Genomic DNA, 23,359 nt, shown 5'->3' with positions numbered 1-23,359 from the left:
GCTTATCTAGGAGATTTTTTGTCTTATCAGGGTCAAAATACCATCTGTTCAACTCGTTATATTAACCAAGTATTGTTATTTTTAGAAATAATTATCTTAATTAACATATTAAAAAAATTCAATATATGCTATTTTATATATCGTAAAGGGTTGTTAGCATAATTAAAAATAGGAGGTAAAAAGAATTAAAATGAACTTCTTCGTTGAAGTAATAGGCACCTTTTTAGAGGTTTTTTCATTAATATTTTTCTTGATTGCCTTTTTAGGTATTAAATTTTCGAAAGTAAAAGCACAGTTCATAGCAGTCAACTCAATCGGAGTAGCATCGATTATGCTATTAAAGTTAACGACCAATTTTTCACACGCCATTACTTTTTTATGCAGCTTTCTCATTTTATTCATCTTAGGAAGCTTAATTTTTAAGATTAGCTTTTCTGCTGCCTTTATTTCAGTAGTACTCGGTTTATGTATTTTATTATTAGGAGAATTGATAGCGCTCCTTTTTTTAGGCAATATCTTTGATGTCATAAGCTTTTTGGAAGCTTATTCCTTTAAGAAAATGTTCATTGCGTTACCTCATATTCTATTAATTAATTTCATTAGCTTTCTATTTATTAAATACAAACTATCTTTCATTCCGCTAACTATTATTTACAAAGATCAAGATGATTTCTTTTATAAGAAATATGGGCCTAAATATATCATCTTAACTTGCGTTACTATGGTACTTATCATTGTTGTAGCATTTACGATTTCGTATAATTTATTTTATTTACAACAAACAAATTCATCCATTTTATTCATTACAGTTGTATCTATCATTTATCTACTATTCTTTTCACAAATTGTGCTCAAGCATGAATCTGAACGATTAGAGAAACTGTTAGAAAAACAGCATGAAGTGGAAATTAAGCGGTACTTTCAAGTTATCAAATCTCAGCGGCATGATTTTATTCATCACCTTCATACACTATACGGATTAATCGCCCAGCAAAAGTTTCAGGATACTGAAGAATATATAGAGGAAGTCATTGAAGATGTGAGAAAAATAAATGAAGTCATTCCTATTCATCATCCAGCCGTTTCGGCTTTACTGTTAACTTTAAAACAGCAAGCATATACCAAAAATATTCAGATGTCCGTAATTGCAAAAGATAATTTAGCCCACATTCCTTGCAAAGTAACCGATATTAATCGCGTACTAGGGAATTTAATTTCAAATGCGATGGATGCTCTAACGCACGATAAAACACAAGATAGCTGGATTGAAGTCTTAATTGAGCTTGAGCATTTATCCAACGAATACATATTTACAGTAACAAATAGTGGAGAAATAGACTCTCACATTGCTTCAAAACTATTTAATAATCAGTTTACAACTAAATCAAATAATCATGAAGGTATTGGTTTAATTGCTACTAAGCGGATTATCGAGAAGTATGAAGGCATGATTTACTTAGAAACAACTAGTAACACTACGGCTTTTATTGCTAGGCTTCCAGCCATGAAAAAGAACAAAGCGATTTAAAGGAGAGAGACGGATGGATAAATATGATGTTTTAACCGTAGATGATCAGGTCCATTGCACGGATATGTTAAAAAATTTATTAACGCAATATCCATTTATTGAAAACATTTATAGTTATTCAGATCCCAGAGACGCACTAGCATTTCTACAAACATCAGCGATTGATTTGGTTTTCTTAGATATAGACATGCCTCACATCAATGGTTTAAAGTTGGCCGAGACCATTAAACAGCAATTTCCTGATATTTTATTGATTTTTGTAACGGGTCACTCTGACTATGCTCTACATGGGTATGAATTATATCCTATCGACTTTTTATTAAAGCCTGTAAGCCCCTTACGACTTGAAAAAGCGTTGGTTCAGTTTCGTAACCAGCGCTCAAACAGAACCGTTTCTCAAGAACTTAATTTTGATCACACACAAGAACAAGCGACAAAGAAAATTACGGTAAGAGACAAAAGCTCCATTCACTTTATTACAATCAATGAAATTAATTTCGTTGAAAAACGAGGCCGAAAATGTATTATTAGCGTAAAGGATAACAAAGAAATTGAATGCAGCAATACACTGAACGAGCTAGAAAAAATGCTAAGCAAACATCATTTTTTCAGACCGCACCAATCATTCTTAATTCCTTTATCAAAAGTAGCTGAAATTAAGCCTGATGAATATATGCGCTCCTATTTAATCGAGCTTGAAAATGTGAATGCTGAAATTCGAGTTAGCAAAAATAAATATAGTGAATTGCGAAATGCTATCAATTCGCACTTATAAGCAAGCTGCATACCTTAGAGAAATGAAAAGACCCCTCTTTATGAGGGATCTTTTCATTAGTTAAACAATTGTTATCTACTCTTTCAGATCAGAACCGATAACCTCCAGCTTCTCTAAAGGCCAGTATGCAAGCTCTGCTTTTCCAACCACTTGATTGTATGGAACGGTGCCAAGCATCGGGGACCTGCTGTCTAGGCTGTTGCGACGGTTATCACCCATGACAAACAGCTGACCTTTTGGTACAACTGTTTCACCCGTATAATCTTCAAGCTTAAAATCTTCTGTAAGAGGTTGTCCCAACAAACCTTTCTTAATTACAGACCCTGATATCTGTAAGAACTTACTACCTTCATGTACCTATGACTTATGCTTTTCCATAAGAATGGTTTGAGCCAAGTTCTTGTCCAAATGCTCAAAATCATAGTACGAAATGAGGTCGTATAGCTCACTTCTTGTCTGCATATCTCTTATTGCTTCTTTTTGGGTACCTGTCGCCTTGATTAAATCAAATATCCTTTCGTACGCTTTTGCTGCTACGCGAAGCGAAGAGACGGGATAAATGACCATCTGAAAGCCCATATTGCTAAATTCTGTTGCTGTATAGTACGGTGTTTTTCCAAACTCCGTCATGTTAGCTAAAAGAGGCGCTTGAATTTGACTTTTGAATGTCCGAAACTCTTCTTCAGAGCCGAGCGCTTCAGGGAAAATAGCATCTGCTCCTGCTTCTACATATGCAGCTGCTCGTTTGACAGCTTCCTCCAGGCCTTCGCTACTGCGAGCATCCGTCCGAGCCACAACAACTAAAGAAGGAGCGACTTCTTTAATTACTCTGATCTTTTGTGCCATTTCTTCTATTGTTACAAGCTGTTTTCCATTGAGATGACCGCATTTTTTTGGAAGCTGCTGATCTTCAATCTGAACGGCTGCTACGCTGGCTTCAACCATTTCTCTAGCAGTACGAGCAGCGTTTAACACGCCACCAAAACCAGTATCAATATCAACCAGCACAGGTAAGTTTGTAGCTCGTATCACGTCTTTCGCCCGATCGGCTAGCTCTGTAGATGTTACAATTCCTAAATCTGGTAGTCCCCGACTTGCCGTATAAGCAGCACCTGATAGGTAAAGTGCTGAAAAGCCAGCTTGCTTAGCCACCAGTGCGGCCATAGCATCATGTGCACCTGGAAGTTGAAGGATTTCTTGCGCATCCATAAGCCGTTGAAATTTAGCAGCTAGCTCCTGTTGAGATAACGGCTGATTGACAATCCACGTCATGTAAGACCCTCCTTATTTAGATCAAAAACAATTGAACAAACTCGTTTACGCTCATGCTTTCAAGCTCCTCTTGGTTATAACAAACTGCTTCAATTTGCTTTTGCTGTTTGAGAGGAAAACGCGTTTTGATATTAGTTGAGAATTTTTCTTTAACCTTTGGAATGGCTTCATCTCTTCTAAAACGGTGCCCTAACGGATATTCACACTCTACTTCCTCTGTTTGTGTACCATCTTTAAAATGAATCTGCACGGCATTTGCAATCGATCTCTTTTTCGGATCCAGGTAGTCTTCGCTATACTGCTTATTTTCAACAACCTTCATCTTGCTGCGCAGCTCGTCAATTCGAGAATCAGATGCGACTTCGTTTTCATAATGATCGGCAACAATTGTTCCTTTAAGGAGACCAATCGCCGTAATATACTGCAAACAATGATCTCGATCGGCCGGATTATGAAGTGGCCCCTCTTTATCAATAATGCGAATCGCAGACTCATGCGTTGTAATTGTAATCGAAGCAATATCGTCTAATCGATTCACGACTTCTCGATGCAGTTTAACCGCACACTCCGCGGCCGTTTGAGCATGAAACTCCGCTGGATAAGACACTTTAAATAGCACATGCTCCATAACATAGGAATCAAGCGGACGACCAAGCGTTACCTGTTTTTTGTTAAATAATACGTCCTGGAACCCCCAATTAGGTGCAGACAACGCAGTGGGATAGCCCATTTCTCCTTTTACTGCCATCATAGCAAGCTGTACGCCTCTGCTTGTCGCATCGCCGGCAGCCCAAGACTTTCTAGAACCGGTATTCGGCGCATGTCTGTAGGTACGTAAGCTTACCGTATCAATCCACGCATTGGACAAAGCGTTAATAATTTCTTCACGCGTTCCTCCAAGCATTTTGGTAACAACTGCAGTCGTGGCAATCTTCACAAACATCACGTGATCTAATCCAACTCGGTTTAAGCTGTTCTCTAACGCCAGCACGCCTTGAATTTCGTGCGCTTTAATCATCATTTCAAGCACATCACGAACGGCCAGCGGCTCTTTCCCTTCTGCTACGCGTACGCGGCTAATGTAGTCAGCTGTCGCTAAAATACCTCCAAGATTATCAGAAGGATGTCCCCATTCTGCCGCTAGCCACGTATCGTTGTAATCCAGCCAGCGGATGATGCAACCAATGTTGAACGCAGCTCGAATTGGATCTAACTCAAATGACGTTCCCGGCACCCGACTGCCATTTGGTACAACTGTTCCTGGAACAATGGGGCCGAGGAGCTTTGTGCACTCTGGATAACTAAGCGCCAGCATCCCGCATCCAATCGTATCAAGCAGGACATAACGAGCGGTTTGGAACGCTTCTAAACTCTTAATCTCTTTATGAAGAACGTAATCTGCGATTTCCTCTAATAAAACATCCGTTTTGACTTGCTCATTCGTTTTCAACATGTGCATCTTTCCTTTCTCCTCAAATTTATTTATGATAGAAATGGGTATTCGCCAAAATATCCATTCGGTGAGTGGCCGTGAACAACCCCAAATTGTTAAAAGCGGCGCTCGCCTACATAATGTACGCGCGGTCTAAAAAGTCGATTATGTTCATGTTGCTCAATAACATGCGCACACAACCCTACCGTTCTAGCACTGAAAAAGATCGGTGTATAAAGTGAAATAGGAATACCAAGCATCCAATAGACAGGTGCTGCGTAGTAATCCAAGTTCGGATAAAGACCTTTTTCACGCTTCATAAGCTCTTCGCCCGCTTCGCACATGCGATAAAGACGATTATCTCCTTGCAGGGCGCATAGCTGTTTGAGCGACTCTTTCATCATTAAAGCCCGCGGATCAATTTTGTTCATATACACGCGATGGCCAAATCCCATGATACGCTCTTTTTTATAAAGCTTAGCGATCAGCAGCTCTTCAAATTTATCTACAGTACCAGCTTCTAAAAGCAGTTCCATTACCGCTTCGTTAGCTCCTCCATGCAGGTTTCCTTTTAAAGAAGCAACCGCTCCTGTCAATGCACCGTATAAATCAGACTGAGTAGAAGAAATGACTCTCGCTGTAAACGTGGAGTTTGGCATCTCATGCTCACTATATAAAACAAGTGAACGATCAAAGATTTGCTCTTCCAGAGATGATGGCTTCTTCCCCGTAATCATGTAAAAGAAATTTGCGCTATACGATAACTCTTTAAGCGGACGAATCGGCTCTTTCTTTTCGATTAAACGGTAGCTGTTCGCCACAATCGCAGGCACTTTGCCTAACAGCTTGTAAGCACGGCTTTTATTTGCCGATAGAGAACGATTATCAAGCCCTTTATCAAAGCCTGAAAGAAATGAAATTCCTGTTCGCAAGCCATCCATTGGATGCGTGCCATTAGGGAGTAAGCAGAAGACATCCAACAGTTCATCTGGAATCTCGTACTCCCCTTTTAACATTTCTTCAACTAGTTCCTTCTCGTTAATATTCGGCAGCCTTTCTTCTAGTAAAAGGTAGATCATATCGAGGTAGCTCTTTGATTTTGATAGCTCAATCAGGTCATACCCTTGAATAATAATTTTCCCCTGTTGGGTATCAAGAAATGAAATCTTTGTTTCAGCAGCCACAACGCCTTCAAGTCCCGGAAAAAACCTCGCTTCAGTCTCCATCTCTCTTTTCCTCCATTCCAAATATCTCTTCACCTACTGTTTTGTAAGCCTTTTCAATATTGTGTAAAAAAAGAGCCTTCTTTTCAGCATCCCCCCTCTTGTCTACCACAAAATCTCTTAACTCCTGATAATAGTCTGAAAGTGTACAAGGGTTCTCTGCCACTACGTTATTCATAATGCTCGCTTTGAAGTAATTCACAAAATACTCAACTGATCCGTCCACAGCTGCTCACCTCCATCACGCGTACCCGCTAAAAAAGCAATAAAAAAACAACTTCCCAAAGAAGTTGTTAAGCCGCGAGACAATACTCAAATAAACATGTTTTTAAATCATTTTTAAAACATGTTTGTCACTTCGCACTTAACACCCCCTATCCGCGTAGGTATTGATGCATGCTAAAACAGGCAGGTCTCCTGGCTTATGATCATCGCTCTTCGAACCTTCCCATCTTCATTTCCATGAAAACAGTGGCTTTTTCGAATCGCTCCCAAATACAGTTGCGGGACAGCGTCGGATTCCAACCGAACTTCCCTTTTAAGCAGATGAAAGACACCTTTCACCTACACCTGTTTCTACATCGATATTATTTTCACTTTAAACATATCAAATTTTATAAATTTTTACAATTTTTATTTTCATTTCACTTAGCTAACACTGTACAACACTTCATTTTTCAAAGCACTTATCTTATAAATCCATTTATAACCTCTCTAGCAAAATCATAAATAAAATATAGAAAAACTGTTTTTTGTTAATTATTGGATAACAATTCCTGTATAATAAAGGAAAAACTTAAAAGTAAATTTGCTTTATGCCAAAGATGAAAGGAGCGATTTCATGAAAAAACGATGGATTTCCTGGTGGATTACGAACTGTTTTTGGGCCATGCTATTTGTTTTAGGCACTATTATGGTATGGACGCGAAAAGTGGACGGAGCGGGTGCCATTCAAACCCCTGAAATTAAACTATTATCCTTTATTGTGTTAGTGCTTGCCTTTGTCATTCCGCTTGTGATTCAAAGTGTATGGCTTGTTATTAATGTAAGAACGAGTAAATGAAACCCACCTCTCAATTCCGATCTTATAATCTCCCACTCTCCTATGTTATGATGAAACAAAACAGCTGTAAGGAGAATGAACCGTGAAGAAAAAAATAAAGGTCGTTGCCGCCGTTATTGAAAATGATCAAAACGAAGTCCTCTGTGCCCTCCGTTCAAACGACATGTCTCTACCGAACATGTGGGAATTTCCTGGTGGGAAAGTAGAAGAAGGCGAAGATATTTACTCTGCGATTGTGAGAGAAATCGAAGAAGAGCTTCACTGTAAAATCAAAGCAACGGAGCTACATAACGAACACACCCATGAATACGATACGTTTATTATTGAGCTCATTGCGATTAAAGCTGAAATTGTTGAAGGTACACCGCAGCCCACTGAGCATGCCAAGCTTGTTTGGTTAAACAAAGAAAATCTAGATTCACTTGTCTGGGCACCGGCGGACGTTCCGGCGGTTGAACTATTAGTAGAAAAGAAATAGCCTTCTCGCGATGAGAAGGCTATACTCTTTCCGTAAACTCCGTATACAGAAACGCTGGAATTTCATTTTCTAATTCTAAGATTACCGTAATCGGCTTTTCCCCGTGGTACTCAACCGTATTTCCTTTACCGATATAAATAAACGGTTCAGTCTTACCATCCATCTCACGATATTTTCGTACAAATAGATGCAGGTGAATACCTCTGTCTTTGTTAAAAATAATATTCTTTCCTCGCTCAGACTTTTGGGTCGTACTGTTTGGCGTTTGCCAGTGGAACGTGCGCTTATCGATGAACTTATCCTGATAGTTAATGCTTTCTTTAATATCTTCTTCCTTATGAAGATCAATAAATAAGAAAAACTCTTTATCATTTGTCAATAAGCCAGAACCACGAAACGAGCTGTGCGTTTTCCGGTAGTTAGATAGTAGCGCTGGGTCCATCATTGTGTACTGCTCATACAGCTTTAAGTGCGGTACGCCGTAATCTCGTTTACCGAACTCTTTCTCGTAGCGGAAAATGCCGTAATCAATCGCATCTTTAATAAACGGCTTAAACTGGTCGTTATGTAAAACATTCGCAAAGCGCTCCGTTTTCACCGCTTCTTCTCCGTTAAAATCAATTAGCTTTAACTTAGAACGAAGCTGTCCACTATCATAGTACGCTTGATTTAATACTTCAAACGCGTGCCTTACCGTATCTTCTTCCACATCCTCTACGTATTTCAAGATTTCTTGATTGGCTTGCTTCAGTGAAACTTTGTCATGACTTAGTAAATATTTTAAAATCACAAACTCGTACACGCGCTTGATTGGTAGCTTACTAGACAACTCCTTAAAGGCACTTTCAAAGTCTTCATGAAGTAACAGAGTTTTCAGCTGGTCGTCTTTTTCGGTTTTCGCTACAAACTGAAGATATGACTTTTCTTTATTGATAAACTTCACTGGGTCAGGCGCTCCATCAAACTTTAAATAGTCCATCAGGTAATACGGAATTATGCCTTGATTTAATTTTTTAAATTCGTTGTACTCTTCTCTCAGGTACTTCAGCGAATTGAAGTTTTCACGGTCAATTTGCGCTAAAATTCGGTCGCGTGATATCTCATCCATTTGAATATGTGTAGCACCTGGAATGCTTGGGAATCCCTTTGCGATGCCTACCTTTAAGCTTTCCTTATCGTAATAGCGGCTGCCGTTTAGAGCGAGCGCAATTAAAAAGACCTTGCTGTGATTTCCGATAAAATCAAGTACTGTTAAGAATGATTTGCTGGCGTGCTTGCGCAAACCGCGCCCCAACTGCTGGATGAATACAATTGGTGAATTCGTTGGACGAAGCATTAATACAGAATTCACCGACGGAATGTCCACACCTTCATTGAAAATATCCACTGAAAAAATGACTTCTAATTCATCTCTATCATCTTCTAATCGCTTAATACACTCTTGACGCTGGGGAATGGAATGGCCGCCATGTAACACTTCACTTTTGTAGCCGCGCTTATTAAACTCTTCTGCCATATACTCAGCGTGTTCAATGCTAGCGCAAAAGCCAAGCGTTTTACGCGTTAAGCCATCGTGACCATAAAACTCCATCTTTTCAATAATAAAGTCGACGCGCTCATTTACTTTTAACCGTTTGGTTACCTCAGCTATATCATCAATGTCAATACCGCTTAAATCAACATCTTCAATATCAGTAATACCAAAGTAGTGAAACGGTACGACTAACTGATCTTCTAGCGCTTCGTGAAGACGAACTTCAATGCCTATGTTGTTATCAAACAAATCAAATACATTCATGCTGTCGCTTCGCTCCGGTGTTGCCGTCATGCCTAGGGTAAATGCTGGCGTGAAATATTCCATCACTCGCTGATAAGAAGGACTTGTCGCATGGTGAGCTTCATCATAAATAATATAGTCAAACGAATCTCGCTCGAACTCACTATAGTACTTTGTTAACATTTGAATCGTCGCAAACAAGTAGTCTGCTTCTTGATCTTTTGAACTTCCCGTCAACAAGCCAAACGTCACTCCCTCGTTCACAAACAGTGTTTCAAACGTTTCTTTTGCTTTTTGAAGGATCTCTTCTCGGTGCACAATAAATAAAAGGCGCTTTGGTTTCACTTTTTGCACGTCAAATGCCGACATATATGTCTTACCTGTACCCGTTGCCGCAATAACTAGAGCTTTCGTTTCACCAAAACTGCGCAGGCGTTCTAGATTTTCCATTGCGCGCTGCTGCATCTTATTTGGCTTGATGTACTCACCCTTTTCAAAAATCATTTGAGGTTTGTAAGCTGATTCCTTTAACGCAGCCAAAAACTTCCCGTACTCCTCTAGAAATTCGCTTGTTGCGTCGTTACTAATGTCCCACAAGTGCTCGTATTCCTTTAGAACATCCTGAATGAAAGGCATCTCGCTCTTTGACACAACCTCTACATTCCACTCAATATTACTTTTCAACGCGCTTTGCGTCATATTCGCAGAACCAATAATTACTTTATAGTCGTTCTCATATTCAAAGATATAAACCTTCGTATGAAAACCTTTTTCTTCTACCGCGCTGAATACCTTAAGATCAATATTATCAAAGCTTTTAATCTTCTCTAATGCCTTCACTTCCGTAAAATTCAGATACGTCGATGTAATAATACGCCCTTCCACACCGCGACTAGCCGCTTCCTTCAAAGGGTCTAAAAGCAGCTGCAGCCCGCTAAAATTAATAAAGGCCACGCTAAAATAAAAGCTCTTGCACTCCTTCAAAGAAGTCACAAGCTCATGTAGAAGATTCGTGTTTTTCGAGTTTACTAGTAATCGATTTCCCATATAATCTACCACTCCACCTTTTTCCATTAAACTGTTACTTTTAGTTTAGGTGTTTAGATGGGGTGGATCAAGGGGTTTTTGGTAAATAAACAAGAGTTAAAGTAAGGCTTTAGAAGCCCTACTTAACTCTTTTGATTTGTGATACGGTTCACCCTATCATAAATAAGTAAGATTACAACAACACATCCATTCCAATTAACTTCACTAACAGCCTCATCCTTTCTTTTCCCTCAACCACTCCACACTCGCACCACTACGCTCCTCCAAAACCCCATCAAACCACTTCACAAACTCCGACTCCCCAGAATAAGATAAGCACAAATACTGCTTCGCTCTCGTCATTCCGATATATAGCAGGGACACTTCCCGCTCCTTATCTTCTTCTAGTGGAAACGGCATGGAGTTAACGTTGACGATGAAGACCGCTTGGTAGTCGAGACCTTTGCTGCTGTCGATGGTGCTGATTTTCACTTATTTGAACATCAAGAGAAGCTGAGCAAAAAGGGGGAAAATTAGACTTGGTGTCTACACGCCCATTATGTATCAGTCTATAAGGCGGGCTTAGCTGTATGTATGCTATATATTCGTAAATGATCGACATCATGTTACTTACCATAAAACCTTCTATTTTCATCTGTTATCTCCACGTAATCTTTATCGTACGCATACATATTTACATTATTTTTATTTATATAAATCTCATAAATGCGTTTATTATATTCCTTAAATTCACTTAAAACTAAACATTCTCTTTAGGCTATTCGAAATAACTAAAATAACTCATCTTCCTCCCAAAAAACAAACCCACTATCAATAACCCCCTGCAAATACTCATCAAAACTGTCAGCAATCACTTTGTATTCGTCCGGGTCATGCACAAAGCGAATGATTTGACCACTTACCCCCTCTGGAGAAGGATTAAAGTCAATATAGAGCCTTGATGTTCCGCCATTATTCATACAGTCTGCAAAATGAATATAGGTTTCAAGGTGAAGTCCGTCTGGATTGATTCTAGGATCAACGTCTTCCTCGTATTCCAACAGGTACGAAACGTCCTCTTCTTCTTTTGAACTATCGAGCATTTGCTGCGTAGATAGTAAATAGTACGGATATCTCCCTTCTTCAACATCTGAACCTAGCATATAAACGGCAATTTCATTTTCACCGTATTTACGCCAATATGTACCATCAATCTTTTCAAGTAGTGTGATTAATGATTGGGGACAATTTGGATACGTTGATTTTAGTAAGTCTATATCCTTTTTTGTAGCACCACACGCTGTATTTAGTTCTGCAAGATCACCTGTTGGTAACGCTGCTTTTAATCTCGTTACAAAATTATTTACTAAGTCCATTACCTTATCCTCCTATAACGATAGCCGCTCTTATCATGAGCAAGTTGATTTCATTTTGAGCACTTTCTTCTCTCTTATAACGTACGCTTAGATTACTGCACGCTCCATACTTCTAAACCATCATCAATTCCTTTATCCTTGAACACTTTTCCACAATTTGTTAAAAACATGTTAAAATTATTCTATATGTTTGAAAAAACCTAAACAAACTCTTTCAAAGCAATCCATACATAGAAACGAGGAAACAAAATGACGAAAGCGAAATGGCTACTGATTTTTCTGTGCGTAATGGACTTGGGACTAGTAGCTATGCATCTATCAGGCTATTTCTTTCTCTCTTTGAAACCAACGGGTTATGTCATTCCTTTAGTCATCAATATGATCTTGCTGTTTTTCATTAATAAAAAGCTGTGGGTCCGTTTAGGACTAGTCGTTGGCGTTCCGGCCTTATTTATACATGGGTTTATGGTCTTGTTCATGGATTATGACTATACAAAGATTGATTCTCCCAGTCACAAACAATCTCTTGTAATTGAGTATCGTCACGTCACTCTAGGTGAGACAACGTATTTTTATCACTTTTATAAAACACGATTTGGAATAATTGGTAAATTTCTCGACGATCAATCGGTGGAATTTATGGTTCGAGGGCCAGAATATCCTGTTGAAGAAGGAGCTGAGGCAGCATTAGGAGCCCATAACCCAACTTGGATTTCAAAAGATATTGTCCGGTTTAACTCATGGAAGGGAGCAAAAGATGTGTATTTAGCCTCTTCTTCATCAGCGGTAAGCACAAAGGAAATAGACAATTTCATACTGAAAGCAAAAAGCAACAGTGACGGAGAGACCATTACCATTAACGGGATGGATTTCATCACCCGGTATGATAAAAAAGCCGGTCAGCGTTGGATTGATGTGCTAAGCGATGGTGACGAGGGGCCAATCCCGAGACAGCAGTGCTCCCGGATTGTACGCAACGAGGAGCGCGGATATTATATGTTAGAGGAATGTACGCATCAGTGGGAGTATGAGCTATATCCTCTTACGGACGGACAGTAATATTTCAATCATTTTCCTTTTCATCAGAAACCACAAGACCATTTAAATAACAATTTCCAGCACAACAAGATGCCTCGTTCCCTTGCACTTTTTATTTAATACGATTAAAGTATATAGTGGTTGAATTTCTTCTATAGTAGAAATCAGCTCTCTAACAATCATTTCACTTTTTAATTTCGGGAACGCGTTTCCCTTTAAGGAAAGGGTTTAGATATACAATGAAAGATAATTTTTGGCATGAGTTGCCTCGTCCGTTCTTTATTTTAGCTCCAATGGAAGCCGTAACGGATGTTGTGTTCCGTCACGTGGTGACAGAAGCAGCTCGACCTGATGTGTTTTTTACAGAGTTTACGAATACGGAAAGCTACTGCCATCCGAAAGGAAAAGATAGCGTAAAAGGACGCCTAACGTTCACTGAAGACGAGCAGCCAATCGTTGCGCATATTTGGGGAGACAAGCCTGAATACTTCCGTCAAATGAGTATTGGTATGGCTGAAATGGGCTTCCGAGGCATTGATATTAACATGGGCTGTCCTGTACAAAACGTTGCAGGAAACGGAAAAGGATCTGGCTTGATTCGTCGTCCAGACGTTGCGGCAGAGATTATCCAAGCGGCTAAAGCTGGGGGACTTCCTGTCAGCGTGAAAACGCGCCTTGGCTATACAAAAGTCGACGAGTGGTACGACTGGTTAAAGCATATTTTAGAACAAGATATCGTTAACCTATCTATCCACCTTCGTACGAAAAAAGAAATGAGCGACGTGGACGCACACTGGGAGCTAATCCCAGAAATCAAAAAGCTTCGTGATGAAATTGCGCCTCATACGCTTCTTACGATTAACGGCGACATTCCTGACCGTCAAAAAGGCTTGGAGCTTGCGGAAAAGTACGGTGTTGATGGAATCATGATTGGACGCGGAATTTTCCACAATCCATTTGCTTTCGAAAAAGAAAAGAAAGAGCACACAAGTGAAGAGCTATTAGATCTTCTTCGCCTGCAGCTAGATCTTCACGATAAATATTCGAAAGAATTAGAGCCACGCCCATTCAAACCGCTTCGTCGCTTCTTCAAAATCTACGTTCGTGGATTCCGAGGCGCAAGTGAGCTACGAAACTTACTTATGAGCACAGAAACGACTGATGAAGTACGTGATTTGCTTGATGAGTTCAAGGATCGAACTGGTATGAAGGAAGACGAAGGTTTCTCAATTAAGTAACGCTTGTTTCACTTAAAAATAGCAACACAAAAAGCTGAGCCTACACGAGGTTCAGCTTTTGTTTTTGATAAATCAAATTTGCTTATTCACTAAAGCCGTCTTCCGTTAACGCATAGTTAATGCGCGCGAATAAATTGTTGGTTTCTTGTCTCGCTTGGGCATATACCTTTTCAAATTCCGCTTTATTTTCAGCAGGATTCTCAAATTTACCTACCTGTCCCCACATCGCTTGAACCATTTTCATGTTTTCAAAAAGCTCATAGTCTAACGGAGTTTGCGGAGCCGGTGCAAAAACAAGGGGTGCGCCTAGTTTTTCTAGCTCTTCTTGTCCTACTACAAATGCCGGGTGATCATATAAGTCACGGTCCATTGCAGTTTTAATATCATTCATTGTCGGTCCGACTAAATAAAGCATCTGCATCATGCCTCGCTCTAAGTTCGTCGCTTGTTCCCATGTTCTATACTCAGAAGGATCCGTGCTTTGGAGCTGCGTTGGCTGATTGGCTAAAATCAATTTATAGATTTGATCCCTTTCGGCTTGATTTTGAAGCTGATATGCTTGTTGGCTTTCTGGATTAATAAATACATCACTGTAGTTTGTGATGTTTGAAACCTTTGAAGATGACGTACTGCTGACAATTGTTCGGATTGGCTCTTCCGTTAAGCTAAAGTAAATTCTTCCCGTCTCGTCCATATAGTTTTCAACTAGTTCTTGTTCTGTAAGATCTTTTTCGTAATATGGTGAATCAATTGAAACCGTTGGGATTCGAAGCTGGTCCATCTCTTCTTGGGATAGTTCCACTTTTGAGGTTTCTTCTTTTGAACTTTCCTTTTCAGTTTCTTTTTCTATTTTTTCTTCATTCTTTTGCTCTTCCGCAGCCGCTGTTTCTTTCGCTTGTTCTGCACTCTCGTCTTTACCGCAAGCTGCTAGTAGTAAGCTTGCAGCTGTTACAAGTAACCATTTTTTCATCATGTTCGCCTCACTCGTCCGTTTTTTTCTCAACTTAAAAAGTATATCACTCATAAATTGAAAATTATGGATGATTTGTAAAAACAGGAAAATGGCATTAAGGACTAGAGCGAATATCATACGAATTAACTAATCATTAAGTCTTAGAAAATAGTCATGCACGATAGCCCGCTTTACATACATAAACTGTATGAATTGCAAATGCAGGGAGGACAATCTATGTATTCATATTTTCATGATTTTTATCGAAACACCTCAGATACAAAGCTTTTAAGCGCTATTCAAAAAGCTATTAACGCAGAGTATAGTGCTGTTTCGTGCTACGAGAAGTTAGCTAAACTAGCACAGACAAAAGAAGAGCGCAACAAAATACGTGAAATTCAAAAAGATGAAAAACCCAAAGCCTTCTTCGTCTCAAAGACAGCTTGATGATTACGGTGCTAAAGGAGCATTAAACGCACCATCACTATCGTTATCAGAAATGCTGACGTATGCACTTCAAGACGAATACCTAGCTCAGGCTAGATATAATAACGTTATTACAACGTTTGGTCCAGTACGGATGTTTGTCCAAATCAAAGAAGCAGAACTACGCCATATTGATGCATTACTGCCACTATTTGATCGCTACCAAGTACCGATTCCTGATGATACCTCTCAAAACCTTGTCAAAACTCCAGCAAACCTCAAAGCTGCATATTCAGCAGGTGTTCAAGCAGAAATCGATAACATCGTGATGTATGAACGCTTTTTGACATTCGATATTCCAAGTGATGTACGAATGGTCTTTTCGCAGCTACGAAACGCATCTGTAAATCATTTGGCTGCTTTCGAAAGAGGAGTTGCATCCTTCGGCTAGAAGCTTATTTATCTAACAAAAGGCTAGACTGACAACAGTTTAGCCTTTTTGATATGAACATCATTCTTACACAGGCTTTCTGGCCACTTTATTTTTTCAAACCAGCAGCAAAAAAAGGACCGTTAAAAGTAATAATTGAAAAGATTTTAGCCATTTCTTCTGGAGATTCTTTTCGCCCACTATTAAGCCACTGTTGGATTACTCCTATGTGTGCAGAAGCTATGTAAGAAGCTAAATAGTCTCCTGGAACAAGGAAATTTTCTTTCCGAACAAAGTCAAAGGCTTCATTCTCAAAGATTTCTTTCCACATAAACTTTTTTAATCTCGTCTGAAAAGTTAAATCTCCGTTTGGACCTAATAACGCTCTCATAAAACTACTGTTTTCGTTTAGATATTCAAAGATTACGATTGCAATGGAAGACGGGACGGCTATCGGTGAATCCTCCTCTAGAGAAGCAACAACGCTTGGGAAATTTTCTTTTACAATAGTAGAAAGCTCTAGCATCACTTCATCTTCACATTTCTTCATTAAATCAAACTTATCCTCATAATGCGCATAAAAGGTGCCTCGATTGATGTTGGCTCTCGTTGTAATATCTTTCACTGAAATAGCGTCGAACCCTTTTTCTTCAATTAATTCAATGAATGCATTTTGAATGGATTCTCTTGTCCTAACAATTCGTAAATCCAAATGTTGATTTTTCATGGTATGTCCCCCTTTATTTTATCCAACAGATTGCTAAGCAGTGTTCCATAACCGACACATCCTTGAATTCTGATTATTGAACACTTATTACATGAGGTATAGAATTTGAACAGAACTAAAATAAACAACAGGTTGTTCATTATTCTATCAAAAGTATAAGGAGGACGAAACATGTTTAAAAACAAACTACTCTTACTTTCACCTATTATTGTATTTGGCATCATCAGTGGAATTATGATCCTACTTTCTACGTTTAAGCCACAAGCTGTTAACGAAAAAGTGGAGCTTGAACAGTAATAGGAATATAAACAAGCGGAATTCAGTTTGAATCCGGCTTGTTTATGCTTTGTTATTGACCTTCATTTGATGAAAGAAACATTTCGTTTAGCTGCTCTAAACAACCTCTTGGAATATTACACCCTTTTTCTAAATATGTCCCAATATCTCCGTACTGCTTCATTATTTTTTGATAAACATCTTCAAAGTACTCACGCCGCACTTCTAACACGGGCCTAATTTGCTCACAAGAAATTTTAAAAACTCAAAATGGGTAAACTCCTGGCTTTTATCATGAATTGATACAGATAATAGCTCTATATCAGGTCCCGGCTGCACTCGACTAACCCTTGATTTTTGTTCAGACGGCATTCTTAAATCACAGATTGCTTTAATATTCAGCTGACGAAAGGTCTCAATATCTTATTTCGTTAGCTTTGATAGATCTTCTGAGCGAAACAAAACTCCTTCTTTCAGCTTTTCCCCATTCTCTGTCACCACTCCGCCAACATCTCGAAAGTTAAATAGCTTTTTAAAGTTATAGTTCATATCGTTTCTCCATTGTTTGTGATATTTGCTTTTCTTTATTCTACGATAGAGTACAAAAATGCTGAACTATTAATTAATTTATCTTTTTATTTATCTCTACCATAATGAACAAAAAATGCAGCCTCATATCAAAAAAATGACAAAAAACTGGCGCCCTTCAAAACACCAGCTGAACCAATCCCATATATACAACTGTTCCTCCCCCAATCGAAAGCAACATGCTTCCCCTCCATGCATGAAGCAATACCACAAAGCCAACTGCTAGCATTTCAGGTAACCCATGACTTCCTGAAACAAAGCTGATATCCTTTAACGAATACACTACCAACAGTCCGATAACCGCTGCCGGTAGAACAACTCCGATTAGTGCGCTTTGGTACTGCTTGCCTTTTTTCCATTGCTCCATAAAAATGACGACAAACAGCGCGGTCATTACGAACTCAATCCCTTCCGTACTGAACGTAATAAACGAGCCAAAAATACTGCCAAGCGCTGATCCGAGCACCCAGTAGCAGTGGTTCAGTAGCGTAATAAAACGGAATTAAATTTTGCTTTGCAGACGCTGATTATCAAGACTTCGTCGGCTTTGACGTAATTGATTCAAATCTATATGAGCGACAGCTATTGATGCAGCTCGTTAAGCCATAAAAGAAAGCTGTAAAAAGACAAGCTACCTTCAGCTTGTCTTTTCTTATTCATGAAATCTTCGTTCCATTTGGCAACTTTTCATCCGGCTGTAGCAGCACTAAATCTCCTTCTCCTGGAACGCCACCTAAAACGAGCACTTCTGATTTAAATCCTGCAATTCGCATTGGCGGAAAGTTTACAACCGCGACGACTTGACGATTCAGAAGCTCGGTTGGCTCATAGCGATGCGTAATTTGCGCAGATGACTGCTTTACTCCGATCTCTTCTCCAAAATCAACTTCAAGCTTAATCGCCGGCTTTTTGGCCTCTGGAAACGGTTTGGCGTCAAGAATTGTACCAACGCGTAAATCTAATTTTAAAAAGTCTTCAATGTTTGCCATTTAGCTTGAACCACCTTTTTATTATTTTTCGATTGTGACCATTTCAGATTTTCTGCTTACATCACGTGTTGACCAAATCAGGATCCCAATTCCTATTAACAACAAGCTAATTCCGCTCCAAGACGTCATCGTCAGCTTTTCTCCTACAACTAAAACGCCAAGCATCGTTGCGGTTAGCGGCTCTGCTAACGCTAGAGTAACTGCGGTTGAAGATGAAACGTGTGCAAGCCCTTTGGCAAATAGAAAATAAGCAAGCCCTGTGGCCATAACGCCAAGCTGAAGGCTTACACCAATACCTCTCAAGCTTGTAAACCATGACATATCAAATAAAAATAGGAGTGGTGATAAAAAAAGCGCGCTTAAAATAAAGACAACCGCAACGGCTGATAGTGACGAATACTTTTCCACTAACCCTCTGCTTGCAAGGGTGTAGCAAGCAAAGGATAGGCCTGCTCCAAGCGCCATGAAAATTCCCATTATATTTAGGCTTGCCGATTCTTTGTTCAGAAATAACAGCACGCAGCCTAAAATAGATAAAAACGTAGAGCACCACCAGATGATGCTTGGCCGCTTGTTTGAATAAAACCATTCAATAAGCCCAGATAAAACAGGTGCACTCCCGATGGCCACAACTGTGCCAACCGCAACGCCTGTAATGGAAACTGCTGAAAAGAACAGCGGCTGATAGCATGCCATACTAAGAGCTGCGACAAGAGTGGCTTTTAGCGGCCATCCTTTTAGACGTAAATCTTTTCTAATCAGTAGAAGCAGTAATAGAAACACACCGCCTACTGCAAGCCTTGTTGCGCCAATAGCAATTGGGTGTGCGGAGTCCGGTGCTAGCGCCTGGGTAGTACCTGTTGTGCCCCATAGAATCCCTGCTAGTAAAATGAAAAAAGGAGCTGCTTTCACAATGATTCACCTCAATAAAAAGAACGATTACCCTTATGATAAAGAATTCCCTATTCATTTTCTTTACCAAGTTTAATCTTCTTTTTATCTATTATTAAGAATTCGATATTTTTGTGGTGACACGCTTTCATGGCTGACAAACCATCTTGTAAAGGAAGAGGAGTTAGCAAAACCAATCTCTTCACTAATCCTGGACATCGACCATCCTGTTGATAGCAATAAACGCTTCGCTTCATCTAAACGAAGTTTCGATAAATACTCCTTCACGCTTTTTCCCGTTTGCTTTTTAAACCATGTCGAATAGTAAACGGGATGATAATGCTCAATTGCTGCGAGGGTTTCCAGGTTGAGTGGCTCCTTAAAGTGCTGATGAATGTAATCAATTGAAGGAGGATTGGACGTTTGGAGCTTTTTAGTCACATACCTCGTTAAATCAACTAAAGCAGAATAATCAGCAGGGTTTTTCGCTTCTTCTAACAATAAATACCGAATAGCTGACCACTGACTATCAAGCGTCATATACATGCTGTTTGTACCCTTTGGCAGGTACTGCGTTGGAATATCTAAGATTAAAAATTCATTTCGGTCTCTGGAGCGATAGTTATGATTCAGTCCCGGAGGCAGGTAAAAGCATTGATCCGGGCTAAGCGTTACTTCTTGAAACGCCATTTCCATATCAAGAGAGCCTTGCAGTGGAAAAAGAAACTGTCCAAATTCGTGCTGGTGCAGCGTGAATTCTTTCGAGTAGGATCTCTTTTCACACGTTAACTCGTTCACTTTATCCATTTGGCTCTCTCCTTTACGTTAAGTTGAATCTATTATAAATGCAAAATCCGCTTAAAAAAAGCCTAACATGTCGCTAGGCTCTCGGTTTATTTGTTCATTTTCCAAACGGCCGCAACGTTCATCGCCGTTTTTTCCACATAGTCGCTGGCATTCGCAAAAGCATTTTCTAACGTCGTCACTCCTGGCACAATACTAAATAACGCATCGATACCATGCTCATAAACGACGTGGCTGTCAGCTCCGGTGTTCCCAGCAATTCCAATGACCGGAATGCCATGCTTTTTGGCTGTTTTTGCTACGCCAATGGGAGTTTTACCATAAATGGTTTGCCCGTCAATTTTTCCTTCTCCTGTGATGACTACGTCCGCATCACGAACGGCTTCTAATAGATTTGTTGCTTCAATGACGATGTCGACGCCCCTTTTCAATTCCGCTTGTAAGAAAGCAAGCAGCCCTGCACCTAATCCCCCTGCTGCACCAGCTCCTGGCACGTCATCAATCTTTTGACCAAGGTCTCGTTCAAGAACGGCTGCGTAGTGTCGTAAATTTCGATCCAAAAGCGCAACCATCTCTGGCGTTGCTCCTTTTTGTGGACCGAAGATGGCAGATGCTCCTCGCTCTCCGGTAAGAGGATTATCAACATCACACGCTACTTCAATTTTGACGTGCTGAAGACGCGAATCTAGCGTTGATAGATTAATAAAAGCTAAGTTTCCGAGTGCTCCGCCACCATCTAGAATTTCGTTTCCTTCCGCATCTAGTAACTGTGCACCAAGCGCTTTGGCCATTCCAGCGCCTCCATCGTTTGTGGCACTTCCACCAATCCCGATAATAATATGGTTTACGCCGTAATCTAGCGCTGCTGAAATGAGCTCACCTGTACCTTTGGTTGTTGTCATAAGCGGATTTCGCTTAGCAGGGGGTACGAGATGCAATCCAGACGCGGCTGCCATTTCAATGACGGCTGTTCTCTTCGTTCCCAGAATGCCAAAGAAAGCTTCAACCGGCTCACCTAAAGGACCCGTAACCGTTTTTGAGATAATCTCTCCATCCGTTGCGTCAACCAGGGACTGAACCGTCCCTTCTCCTCCGTCAGCCATCGGTACTTTTACATAGTTTGCTTGTGGCAGTACTTGCTTAAAGCCTTTTTCAACTGCTTCAGCTACCTCTAAAGCTGATAAGCTTTCTTTAAATGAATCCGGAGCAATGACAATCTTCATTACGTTCTCTCCCTACACTTTAATATTAGCTAAATAGCTTGAACACACCGTAAATGAGCGTCGATAAAATCGCTAGCGTTAAACCAACTGCTGACTCATATGGAATAAGCTTAAGTCGTTCTTTAATTTCCATATGAACGCTTCCCCCCGTTGCGTGGAAAAAGCTACCGTGCGGTAAATGATCTAAAACCGTCGCACCTGCGTGTACCATAGCCGCTCCGGCAAGCGCTGAAACGCCCATCTCTAAAATCGTGGAGCTAAACACCTGACTGGCAACCGCTGTTCCTGCAGTTGTTGAAGCAGTCGCAGCAGACATGAAGATTCCTGATGCTGGCGCTAGTACATAGCCTGGTAAGCCGAGCGCACTTAGTCCTTCAATCAATACATCTTTTAAGCCTGAATTGGCGATAATTCCAGCCAGCGTACCCGTTCCTAGGAGCATAATGGCCACACCCGTCATTTTTCCTAACCCTGAAACAGCATAGTCATTCAGCTTTTTGCCTCTTCCCATGACAATTGCACCGACAATTCCTCCAATTGGCAAAGCAATCATTGGATCAATATTAATGTTAAACAGCGGTCGCAGTGATAGTAAAACAATCGTCACAAGCGGCGCAATAATAGCTGGTAAAAATGCCGGTAGCTTATCTGCATTATTTACTTCTATTTCGGCAAGCTGTACAGGAGCCCCTTTTTTCACAAGCTTTTTGGCAATAAGATACGTCACAACAATTCCAAAAGCTGCTGGGATTATACCCGCTGCCATAATGGATGTGAGCGGAATATTAAAAGCATCTGAAGCTGCGATAGCATTGGGGTTTGGCGACATAATGTTCCCAGCTTTCCCGCCTCCAATCATTGCTAATAAAATTGCCGGTTTTGACAGATTGGCTTTTTGAGCAATTGCAAGCGCAATTGGTGCCACTGTAATAACCGCTACGTCAACAAATACACCAACTGTGGTTAAAATCATTGTTGCAAGCGCCAGCGCAAGCAGTGCTCTCGCTTCTCCTAGTTTTTTTACAATTGTTTCTGCAATAACAGCAGCTGCTCCTGATTCGATGAGCACACCTGCTAATATACCTGCAGCTAATATTCTTAGTACGGCAGGTATAATCCCTTGCGCTCCTTCCATCATAAGCGCCACGGTATTCGTTATATCCACTCCTCCTACTAGACCACCAATTAAAGCACCGGCAATCATTCCATAGGCAGGAGATACTTTCTTTAAGATCAATACAATTGCAACAACAAGCGCAACCACTTATAGCCGTTTGAATGATTCTCCATTTTTAAAATTACCGCTATGCGCGGGAGGTCCAACTGAATGCCAAGACGTTCTACTCGTTCAAAGTAAAAGGAATCTAACGTTTCCGTGCCGTGAAGCAATTGACTCGTTAATTCCTCTTTCAGTCGCTCGTCCCATTGAATTTCATCTATTAATACTGCCTGCTGTAGAATCATTTCAGCAGCCATTTTCACAAGCTCACCGTAGTTCCTCACTTCCTCTGGTTCACCTGTAATACCAATCACACCAACAACCCTATCATGAAAGGTAATGGGCAAATTAATTCCTGCTTTTACTCCTTGAAAATGCGTTAAATCAGAACTCGTAATTTCAAAGCCTTTTTGTGTTTCGATTACTCGCACAGCACCTTCATGAATAGAATCAATTCGATGATGATCCCCTGAGCCGATAATTACGCCTTTTTCATTCATCACGTTGATGTTGCGATGAATAATATTCTTCGTTCGATTTACAATTTCTTGAGCTAAAGAATGATTTAAAAACCTCATGCACTCCACCTCTTCATTCTCATGAATGCC

The 23,359-nt window shown here is 40.1% G+C and carries 27 protein-coding genes, 1 pseudogene and 1 riboswitch; of the genes and pseudogenes, 9 read left to right on the top strand and 19 right to left on the bottom strand.

All coding sequences use genetic code 11. From position 1 onward, the window contains the following. Positions 1-190: 190 nt before the first annotated feature. Positions 191-1,528, top strand: a complete 1,338-nt coding sequence (locus MKZ18_RS02375) for a sensor histidine kinase (protein WP_061785739.1) — start codon at positions 191-193, stop codon at positions 1,526-1,528. Positions 1,529-1,541: 13 nt separating this feature from the next. Next, positions 1,542-2,303 carry a LytR/AlgR family response regulator transcription factor gene (locus MKZ18_RS02370; RefSeq protein ID WP_061785738.1) on the top strand — a complete coding sequence of 254 codons (762 nt, stop codon included), beginning with the start codon at positions 1,542-1,544 and terminating at the stop codon, positions 2,301-2,303. 75 nt (positions 2,304-2,378) lie between these two features. Here the strand turns inward: MKZ18_RS02370 and lepB are convergent, their stop codons facing one another. The 5 genes from lepB to MKZ18_RS02345 form a co-directional block, all read right to left on the bottom strand. Further along, positions 2,379-2,618 carry a signal peptidase I gene (gene lepB, locus MKZ18_RS02365; RefSeq protein ID WP_373688702.1) on the bottom strand — a complete coding sequence of 80 codons (240 nt, stop codon included), beginning with the start codon at positions 2,616-2,618 and terminating at the stop codon, positions 2,379-2,381. A gap of 42 nt (positions 2,619-2,660) precedes the next feature. Next, entirely contained in the window at positions 2,661-3,575 is a 915-nt protein-coding gene (gene prpB, locus MKZ18_RS02360; RefSeq protein WP_061785737.1) for a methylisocitrate lyase, read from the bottom strand. Positions 3,576-3,591: 16 nt separating this feature from the next. Beyond that, complete coding sequence (locus tag MKZ18_RS02355; RefSeq protein ID WP_025907301.1) at positions 3,592-5,028, bottom strand: bifunctional 2-methylcitrate dehydratase/aconitate hydratase; 1,437 nt, start codon at positions 5,026-5,028, stop codon at positions 3,592-3,594. A 95-nt stretch (positions 5,029-5,123) separates the two neighbouring features. After that, positions 5,124-6,233 (bottom strand): citrate synthase, encoded by a 1,110-nt coding sequence (mmgD, locus tag MKZ18_RS02350; RefSeq protein ID WP_061785736.1) that lies wholly within the window; start codon positions 6,231-6,233, stop codon positions 5,124-5,126. Then, on the bottom strand, positions 6,223-6,456 hold the full coding sequence (locus MKZ18_RS02345; protein ID WP_061785735.1) for a hypothetical protein: 234 nt from the start codon (positions 6,454-6,456) through the stop codon (positions 6,223-6,225). The genes mmgD and MKZ18_RS02345 overlap by 11 nt, the downstream gene beginning before the upstream one ends. 164 nt (positions 6,457-6,620) lie before the next feature. After that, a riboswitch (cobalamin riboswitch) is annotated at positions 6,621-6,819 on the bottom strand. A gap of 252 nt (positions 6,820-7,071) precedes the next feature. Here MKZ18_RS02345 and MKZ18_RS02340 point away from each other — a divergent pair. Continuing rightward, entirely contained in the window at positions 7,072-7,293 is a 222-nt protein-coding gene (locus MKZ18_RS02340) for a DUF3923 family protein (RefSeq protein ID WP_061785734.1), read from the top strand. Between the two features lie 82 nt (positions 7,294-7,375). Next, entirely contained in the window at positions 7,376-7,771 is a 396-nt protein-coding gene (locus MKZ18_RS02335; RefSeq protein WP_025907293.1) for a (deoxy)nucleoside triphosphate pyrophosphohydrolase, read from the top strand. 19 nt (positions 7,772-7,790) lie between these two features. Here the strand turns inward: MKZ18_RS02335 and MKZ18_RS02330 are convergent, their stop codons facing one another. From MKZ18_RS02330 to MKZ18_RS02320, 3 genes and pseudogenes are all read right to left on the bottom strand, one after another. Further along, positions 7,791-10,595, bottom strand: coding sequence for a DEAD/DEAH box helicase (locus MKZ18_RS02330; protein WP_340842945.1), 2,805 nt, complete (start codon positions 10,593-10,595; stop codon positions 7,791-7,793). Between the two features lie 213 nt (positions 10,596-10,808). Beyond that, positions 10,809-11,066, bottom strand: a pseudogene (locus MKZ18_RS02325) (3'-5' exonuclease); the annotation flags it as partial. 299 nt (positions 11,067-11,365) lie between these two features. Further along, positions 11,366-11,950, bottom strand: a complete 585-nt coding sequence (locus MKZ18_RS02320; RefSeq protein WP_340842946.1) for an SMI1/KNR4 family protein — start codon at positions 11,948-11,950, stop codon at positions 11,366-11,368. A gap of 249 nt (positions 11,951-12,199) precedes the next feature. Between MKZ18_RS02320 and MKZ18_RS02315 the strand changes: the two genes are divergently transcribed. Beyond that, complete coding sequence (locus tag MKZ18_RS02315) at positions 12,200-13,009, top strand: hypothetical protein (RefSeq protein WP_340842947.1); 810 nt, start codon at positions 12,200-12,202, stop codon at positions 13,007-13,009. A 218-nt stretch (positions 13,010-13,227) separates the two neighbouring features. Next, complete coding sequence (locus MKZ18_RS02310) at positions 13,228-14,226, top strand: tRNA dihydrouridine synthase (RefSeq protein WP_025908309.1); 999 nt, start codon at positions 13,228-13,230, stop codon at positions 14,224-14,226. An 82-nt stretch (positions 14,227-14,308) separates the two neighbouring features. Here the strand turns inward: MKZ18_RS02310 and MKZ18_RS02305 are convergent, their stop codons facing one another. Next, positions 14,309-15,199: a hypothetical protein gene (locus MKZ18_RS02305; RefSeq protein WP_138117421.1), complete on the bottom strand. Its 891-nt coding sequence runs from the start codon at positions 15,197-15,199 to the stop codon at positions 14,309-14,311. A 216-nt stretch (positions 15,200-15,415) separates the two neighbouring features. Here MKZ18_RS02305 and MKZ18_RS02300 point away from each other — a divergent pair, with 216 nt between their 5' ends. Continuing rightward, positions 15,416-15,625: a ferritin-like domain-containing protein gene (locus MKZ18_RS02300; protein WP_225002133.1), complete on the top strand. Its 210-nt coding sequence runs from the start codon at positions 15,416-15,418 to the stop codon at positions 15,623-15,625. Then, entirely contained in the window at positions 15,585-16,055 is a 471-nt protein-coding gene (locus tag MKZ18_RS02295; RefSeq protein ID WP_340842948.1) for a DUF2202 domain-containing protein, read from the top strand. Before MKZ18_RS02300 ends, MKZ18_RS02295 begins: the two co-directional genes overlap by 41 nt. An 88-nt stretch (positions 16,056-16,143) precedes the next feature. Here the strand turns inward: MKZ18_RS02295 and MKZ18_RS02290 are convergent, their stop codons facing one another. Further along, positions 16,144-16,761, bottom strand: a complete 618-nt coding sequence (locus MKZ18_RS02290) for a TetR/AcrR family transcriptional regulator (RefSeq protein ID WP_025908104.1) — start codon at positions 16,759-16,761, stop codon at positions 16,144-16,146. A gap of 171 nt (positions 16,762-16,932) precedes the next feature. Between MKZ18_RS02290 and MKZ18_RS02285 the strand changes: the two genes are divergently transcribed. After that, entirely contained in the window at positions 16,933-17,058 is a 126-nt protein-coding gene (locus MKZ18_RS02285) for a hypothetical protein (RefSeq protein WP_258954128.1), read from the top strand. A 52-nt stretch (positions 17,059-17,110) separates the two neighbouring features. Here the strand turns inward: MKZ18_RS02285 and MKZ18_RS02280 are convergent, their stop codons facing one another. From MKZ18_RS02280 to MKZ18_RS02240, 9 genes are all read right to left on the bottom strand, one after another. Continuing rightward, on the bottom strand, positions 17,111-17,269 hold the full coding sequence (locus MKZ18_RS02280; protein ID WP_240046409.1) for a tyrosine-protein phosphatase: 159 nt from the start codon (positions 17,267-17,269) through the stop codon (positions 17,111-17,113). A gap of 191 nt (positions 17,270-17,460) precedes the next feature. Further along, positions 17,461-17,586, bottom strand: coding sequence for a tyrosine-protein phosphatase (locus MKZ18_RS02275; RefSeq protein ID WP_340842949.1), 126 nt, complete (start codon positions 17,584-17,586; stop codon positions 17,461-17,463). A gap of 157 nt (positions 17,587-17,743) precedes the next feature. Beyond that, positions 17,744-17,992 (bottom strand): branched-chain amino acid transporter permease, encoded by a 249-nt coding sequence (locus MKZ18_RS02270; RefSeq protein WP_260864998.1) that lies wholly within the window; start codon positions 17,990-17,992, stop codon positions 17,744-17,746. A gap of 289 nt (positions 17,993-18,281) precedes the next feature. Then, a complete protein-coding gene (csaA, locus tag MKZ18_RS02265) occupies positions 18,282-18,614 on the bottom strand; it encodes a chaperone CsaA (protein WP_340842950.1) in 333 nt (110 codons plus the stop codon). 21 nt (positions 18,615-18,635) lie between these two features. Continuing rightward, on the bottom strand, positions 18,636-19,526 hold the full coding sequence (locus tag MKZ18_RS02260; protein ID WP_061786040.1) for an EamA family transporter: 891 nt from the start codon (positions 19,524-19,526) through the stop codon (positions 18,636-18,638). 84 nt (positions 19,527-19,610) lie between these two features. Further along, a complete protein-coding gene (locus MKZ18_RS02255; protein WP_025908685.1) occupies positions 19,611-20,312 on the bottom strand; it encodes an AraC family transcriptional regulator in 702 nt (233 codons plus the stop codon). A gap of 86 nt (positions 20,313-20,398) precedes the next feature. Next, on the bottom strand, positions 20,399-21,532 hold the full coding sequence (locus MKZ18_RS02250; protein WP_061786039.1) for a glycerate kinase: 1,134 nt from the start codon (positions 21,530-21,532) through the stop codon (positions 20,399-20,401). 25 nt (positions 21,533-21,557) lie between these two features. Beyond that, positions 21,558-22,736: a GntP family permease gene (locus tag MKZ18_RS02245; protein ID WP_340843000.1), complete on the bottom strand. Its 1,179-nt coding sequence runs from the start codon at positions 22,734-22,736 to the stop codon at positions 21,558-21,560. Positions 22,737-22,765: 29 nt separating this feature from the next. Beyond that, positions 22,766-23,329, bottom strand: a complete 564-nt coding sequence (locus MKZ18_RS02240) for a sugar diacid recognition domain-containing protein (RefSeq protein WP_340842951.1) — start codon at positions 23,327-23,329, stop codon at positions 22,766-22,768. Between the last annotated feature and the right edge of the window lie 30 nt (positions 23,330-23,359).

It is taken from the genome of Priestia sp. FSL W8-0001 (assembly GCF_038050335.1).
GTDB lineage: Bacteria > Bacillota > Bacilli > Bacillales > Bacillaceae_H > Priestia > Priestia flexa.
Note: the sequence above shows the minus strand (reverse complement) of the source record. Positions and strands in the feature narration are given on the sequence as shown.

Coding starts and splice junctions, on each gene's coding strand:
- MKZ18_RS02375 (WP_061785739.1), top strand. CDS start 191: ATGAACTTCTTCGTTGAAGTAATAGGCACCTTTTTAGAGGTTTTTTCA.
- MKZ18_RS02370 (WP_061785738.1), top strand. CDS start 1,542: ATGGATAAATATGATGTTTTAACCGTAGATGATCAGGTCCATTGCACG.
- prpB (WP_061785737.1), bottom strand. CDS start 3,575: ATGACGTGGATTGTCAATCAGCCGTTATCTCAACAGGAGCTAGCTGCT.
- MKZ18_RS02355 (WP_025907301.1), bottom strand. CDS start 5,028: ATGTTGAAAACGAATGAGCAAGTCAAAACGGATGTTTTATTAGAGGAA.
- mmgD (WP_061785736.1), bottom strand. CDS start 6,233: ATGGAGACTGAAGCGAGGTTTTTTCCGGGACTTGAAGGCGTTGTGGCT.
- MKZ18_RS02340 (WP_061785734.1), top strand. CDS start 7,072: ATGAAAAAACGATGGATTTCCTGGTGGATTACGAACTGTTTTTGGGCC.
- MKZ18_RS02330 (WP_340842945.1), bottom strand. CDS start 10,595: ATGGGAAATCGATTACTAGTAAACTCGAAAAACACGAATCTTCTACAT.
- MKZ18_RS02320 (WP_340842946.1), bottom strand. CDS start 11,950: ATGGACTTAGTAAATAATTTTGTAACGAGATTAAAAGCAGCGTTACCA.
- MKZ18_RS02315 (WP_340842947.1), top strand. CDS start 12,200: ATGACGAAAGCGAAATGGCTACTGATTTTTCTGTGCGTAATGGACTTG.
- MKZ18_RS02310 (WP_025908309.1), top strand. CDS start 13,228: ATGAAAGATAATTTTTGGCATGAGTTGCCTCGTCCGTTCTTTATTTTA.
- MKZ18_RS02305 (WP_138117421.1), bottom strand. CDS start 15,199: ATGATGAAAAAATGGTTACTTGTAACAGCTGCAAGCTTACTACTAGCA.
- MKZ18_RS02300 (WP_225002133.1), top strand. CDS start 15,416: ATGTATTCATATTTTCATGATTTTTATCGAAACACCTCAGATACAAAG.
- MKZ18_RS02295 (WP_340842948.1), top strand. CDS start 15,585: ATGAAAAACCCAAAGCCTTCTTCGTCTCAAAGACAGCTTGATGATTAC.
- MKZ18_RS02290 (WP_025908104.1), bottom strand. CDS start 16,761: ATGAAAAATCAACATTTGGATTTACGAATTGTTAGGACAAGAGAATCC.
- MKZ18_RS02285 (WP_258954128.1), top strand. CDS start 16,933: ATGTTTAAAAACAAACTACTCTTACTTTCACCTATTATTGTATTTGGC.
- MKZ18_RS02275 (WP_340842949.1), bottom strand. CDS start 17,586: ATGAACTATAACTTTAAAAAGCTATTTAACTTTCGAGATGTTGGCGGA.
- MKZ18_RS02270 (WP_260864998.1), bottom strand. CDS start 17,992: ATGGAGCAATGGAAAAAAGGCAAGCAGTACCAAAGCGCACTAATCGGA.
- csaA (WP_340842950.1), bottom strand. CDS start 18,614: ATGGCAAACATTGAAGACTTTTTAAAATTAGATTTACGCGTTGGTACA.
- MKZ18_RS02255 (WP_025908685.1), bottom strand. CDS start 20,312: ATGGATAAAGTGAACGAGTTAACGTGTGAAAAGAGATCCTACTCGAAA.
- MKZ18_RS02250 (WP_061786039.1), bottom strand. CDS start 21,532: ATGAAGATTGTCATTGCTCCGGATTCATTTAAAGAAAGCTTATCAGCT.
- MKZ18_RS02245 (WP_340843000.1), bottom strand. CDS start 22,736: ATGATTGCCGGTGCTTTAATTGGTGGTCTAGTAGGAGGAGTGGATATA.
- MKZ18_RS02240 (WP_340842951.1), bottom strand. CDS start 23,329: ATGAGGTTTTTAAATCATTCTTTAGCTCAAGAAATTGTAAATCGAACG.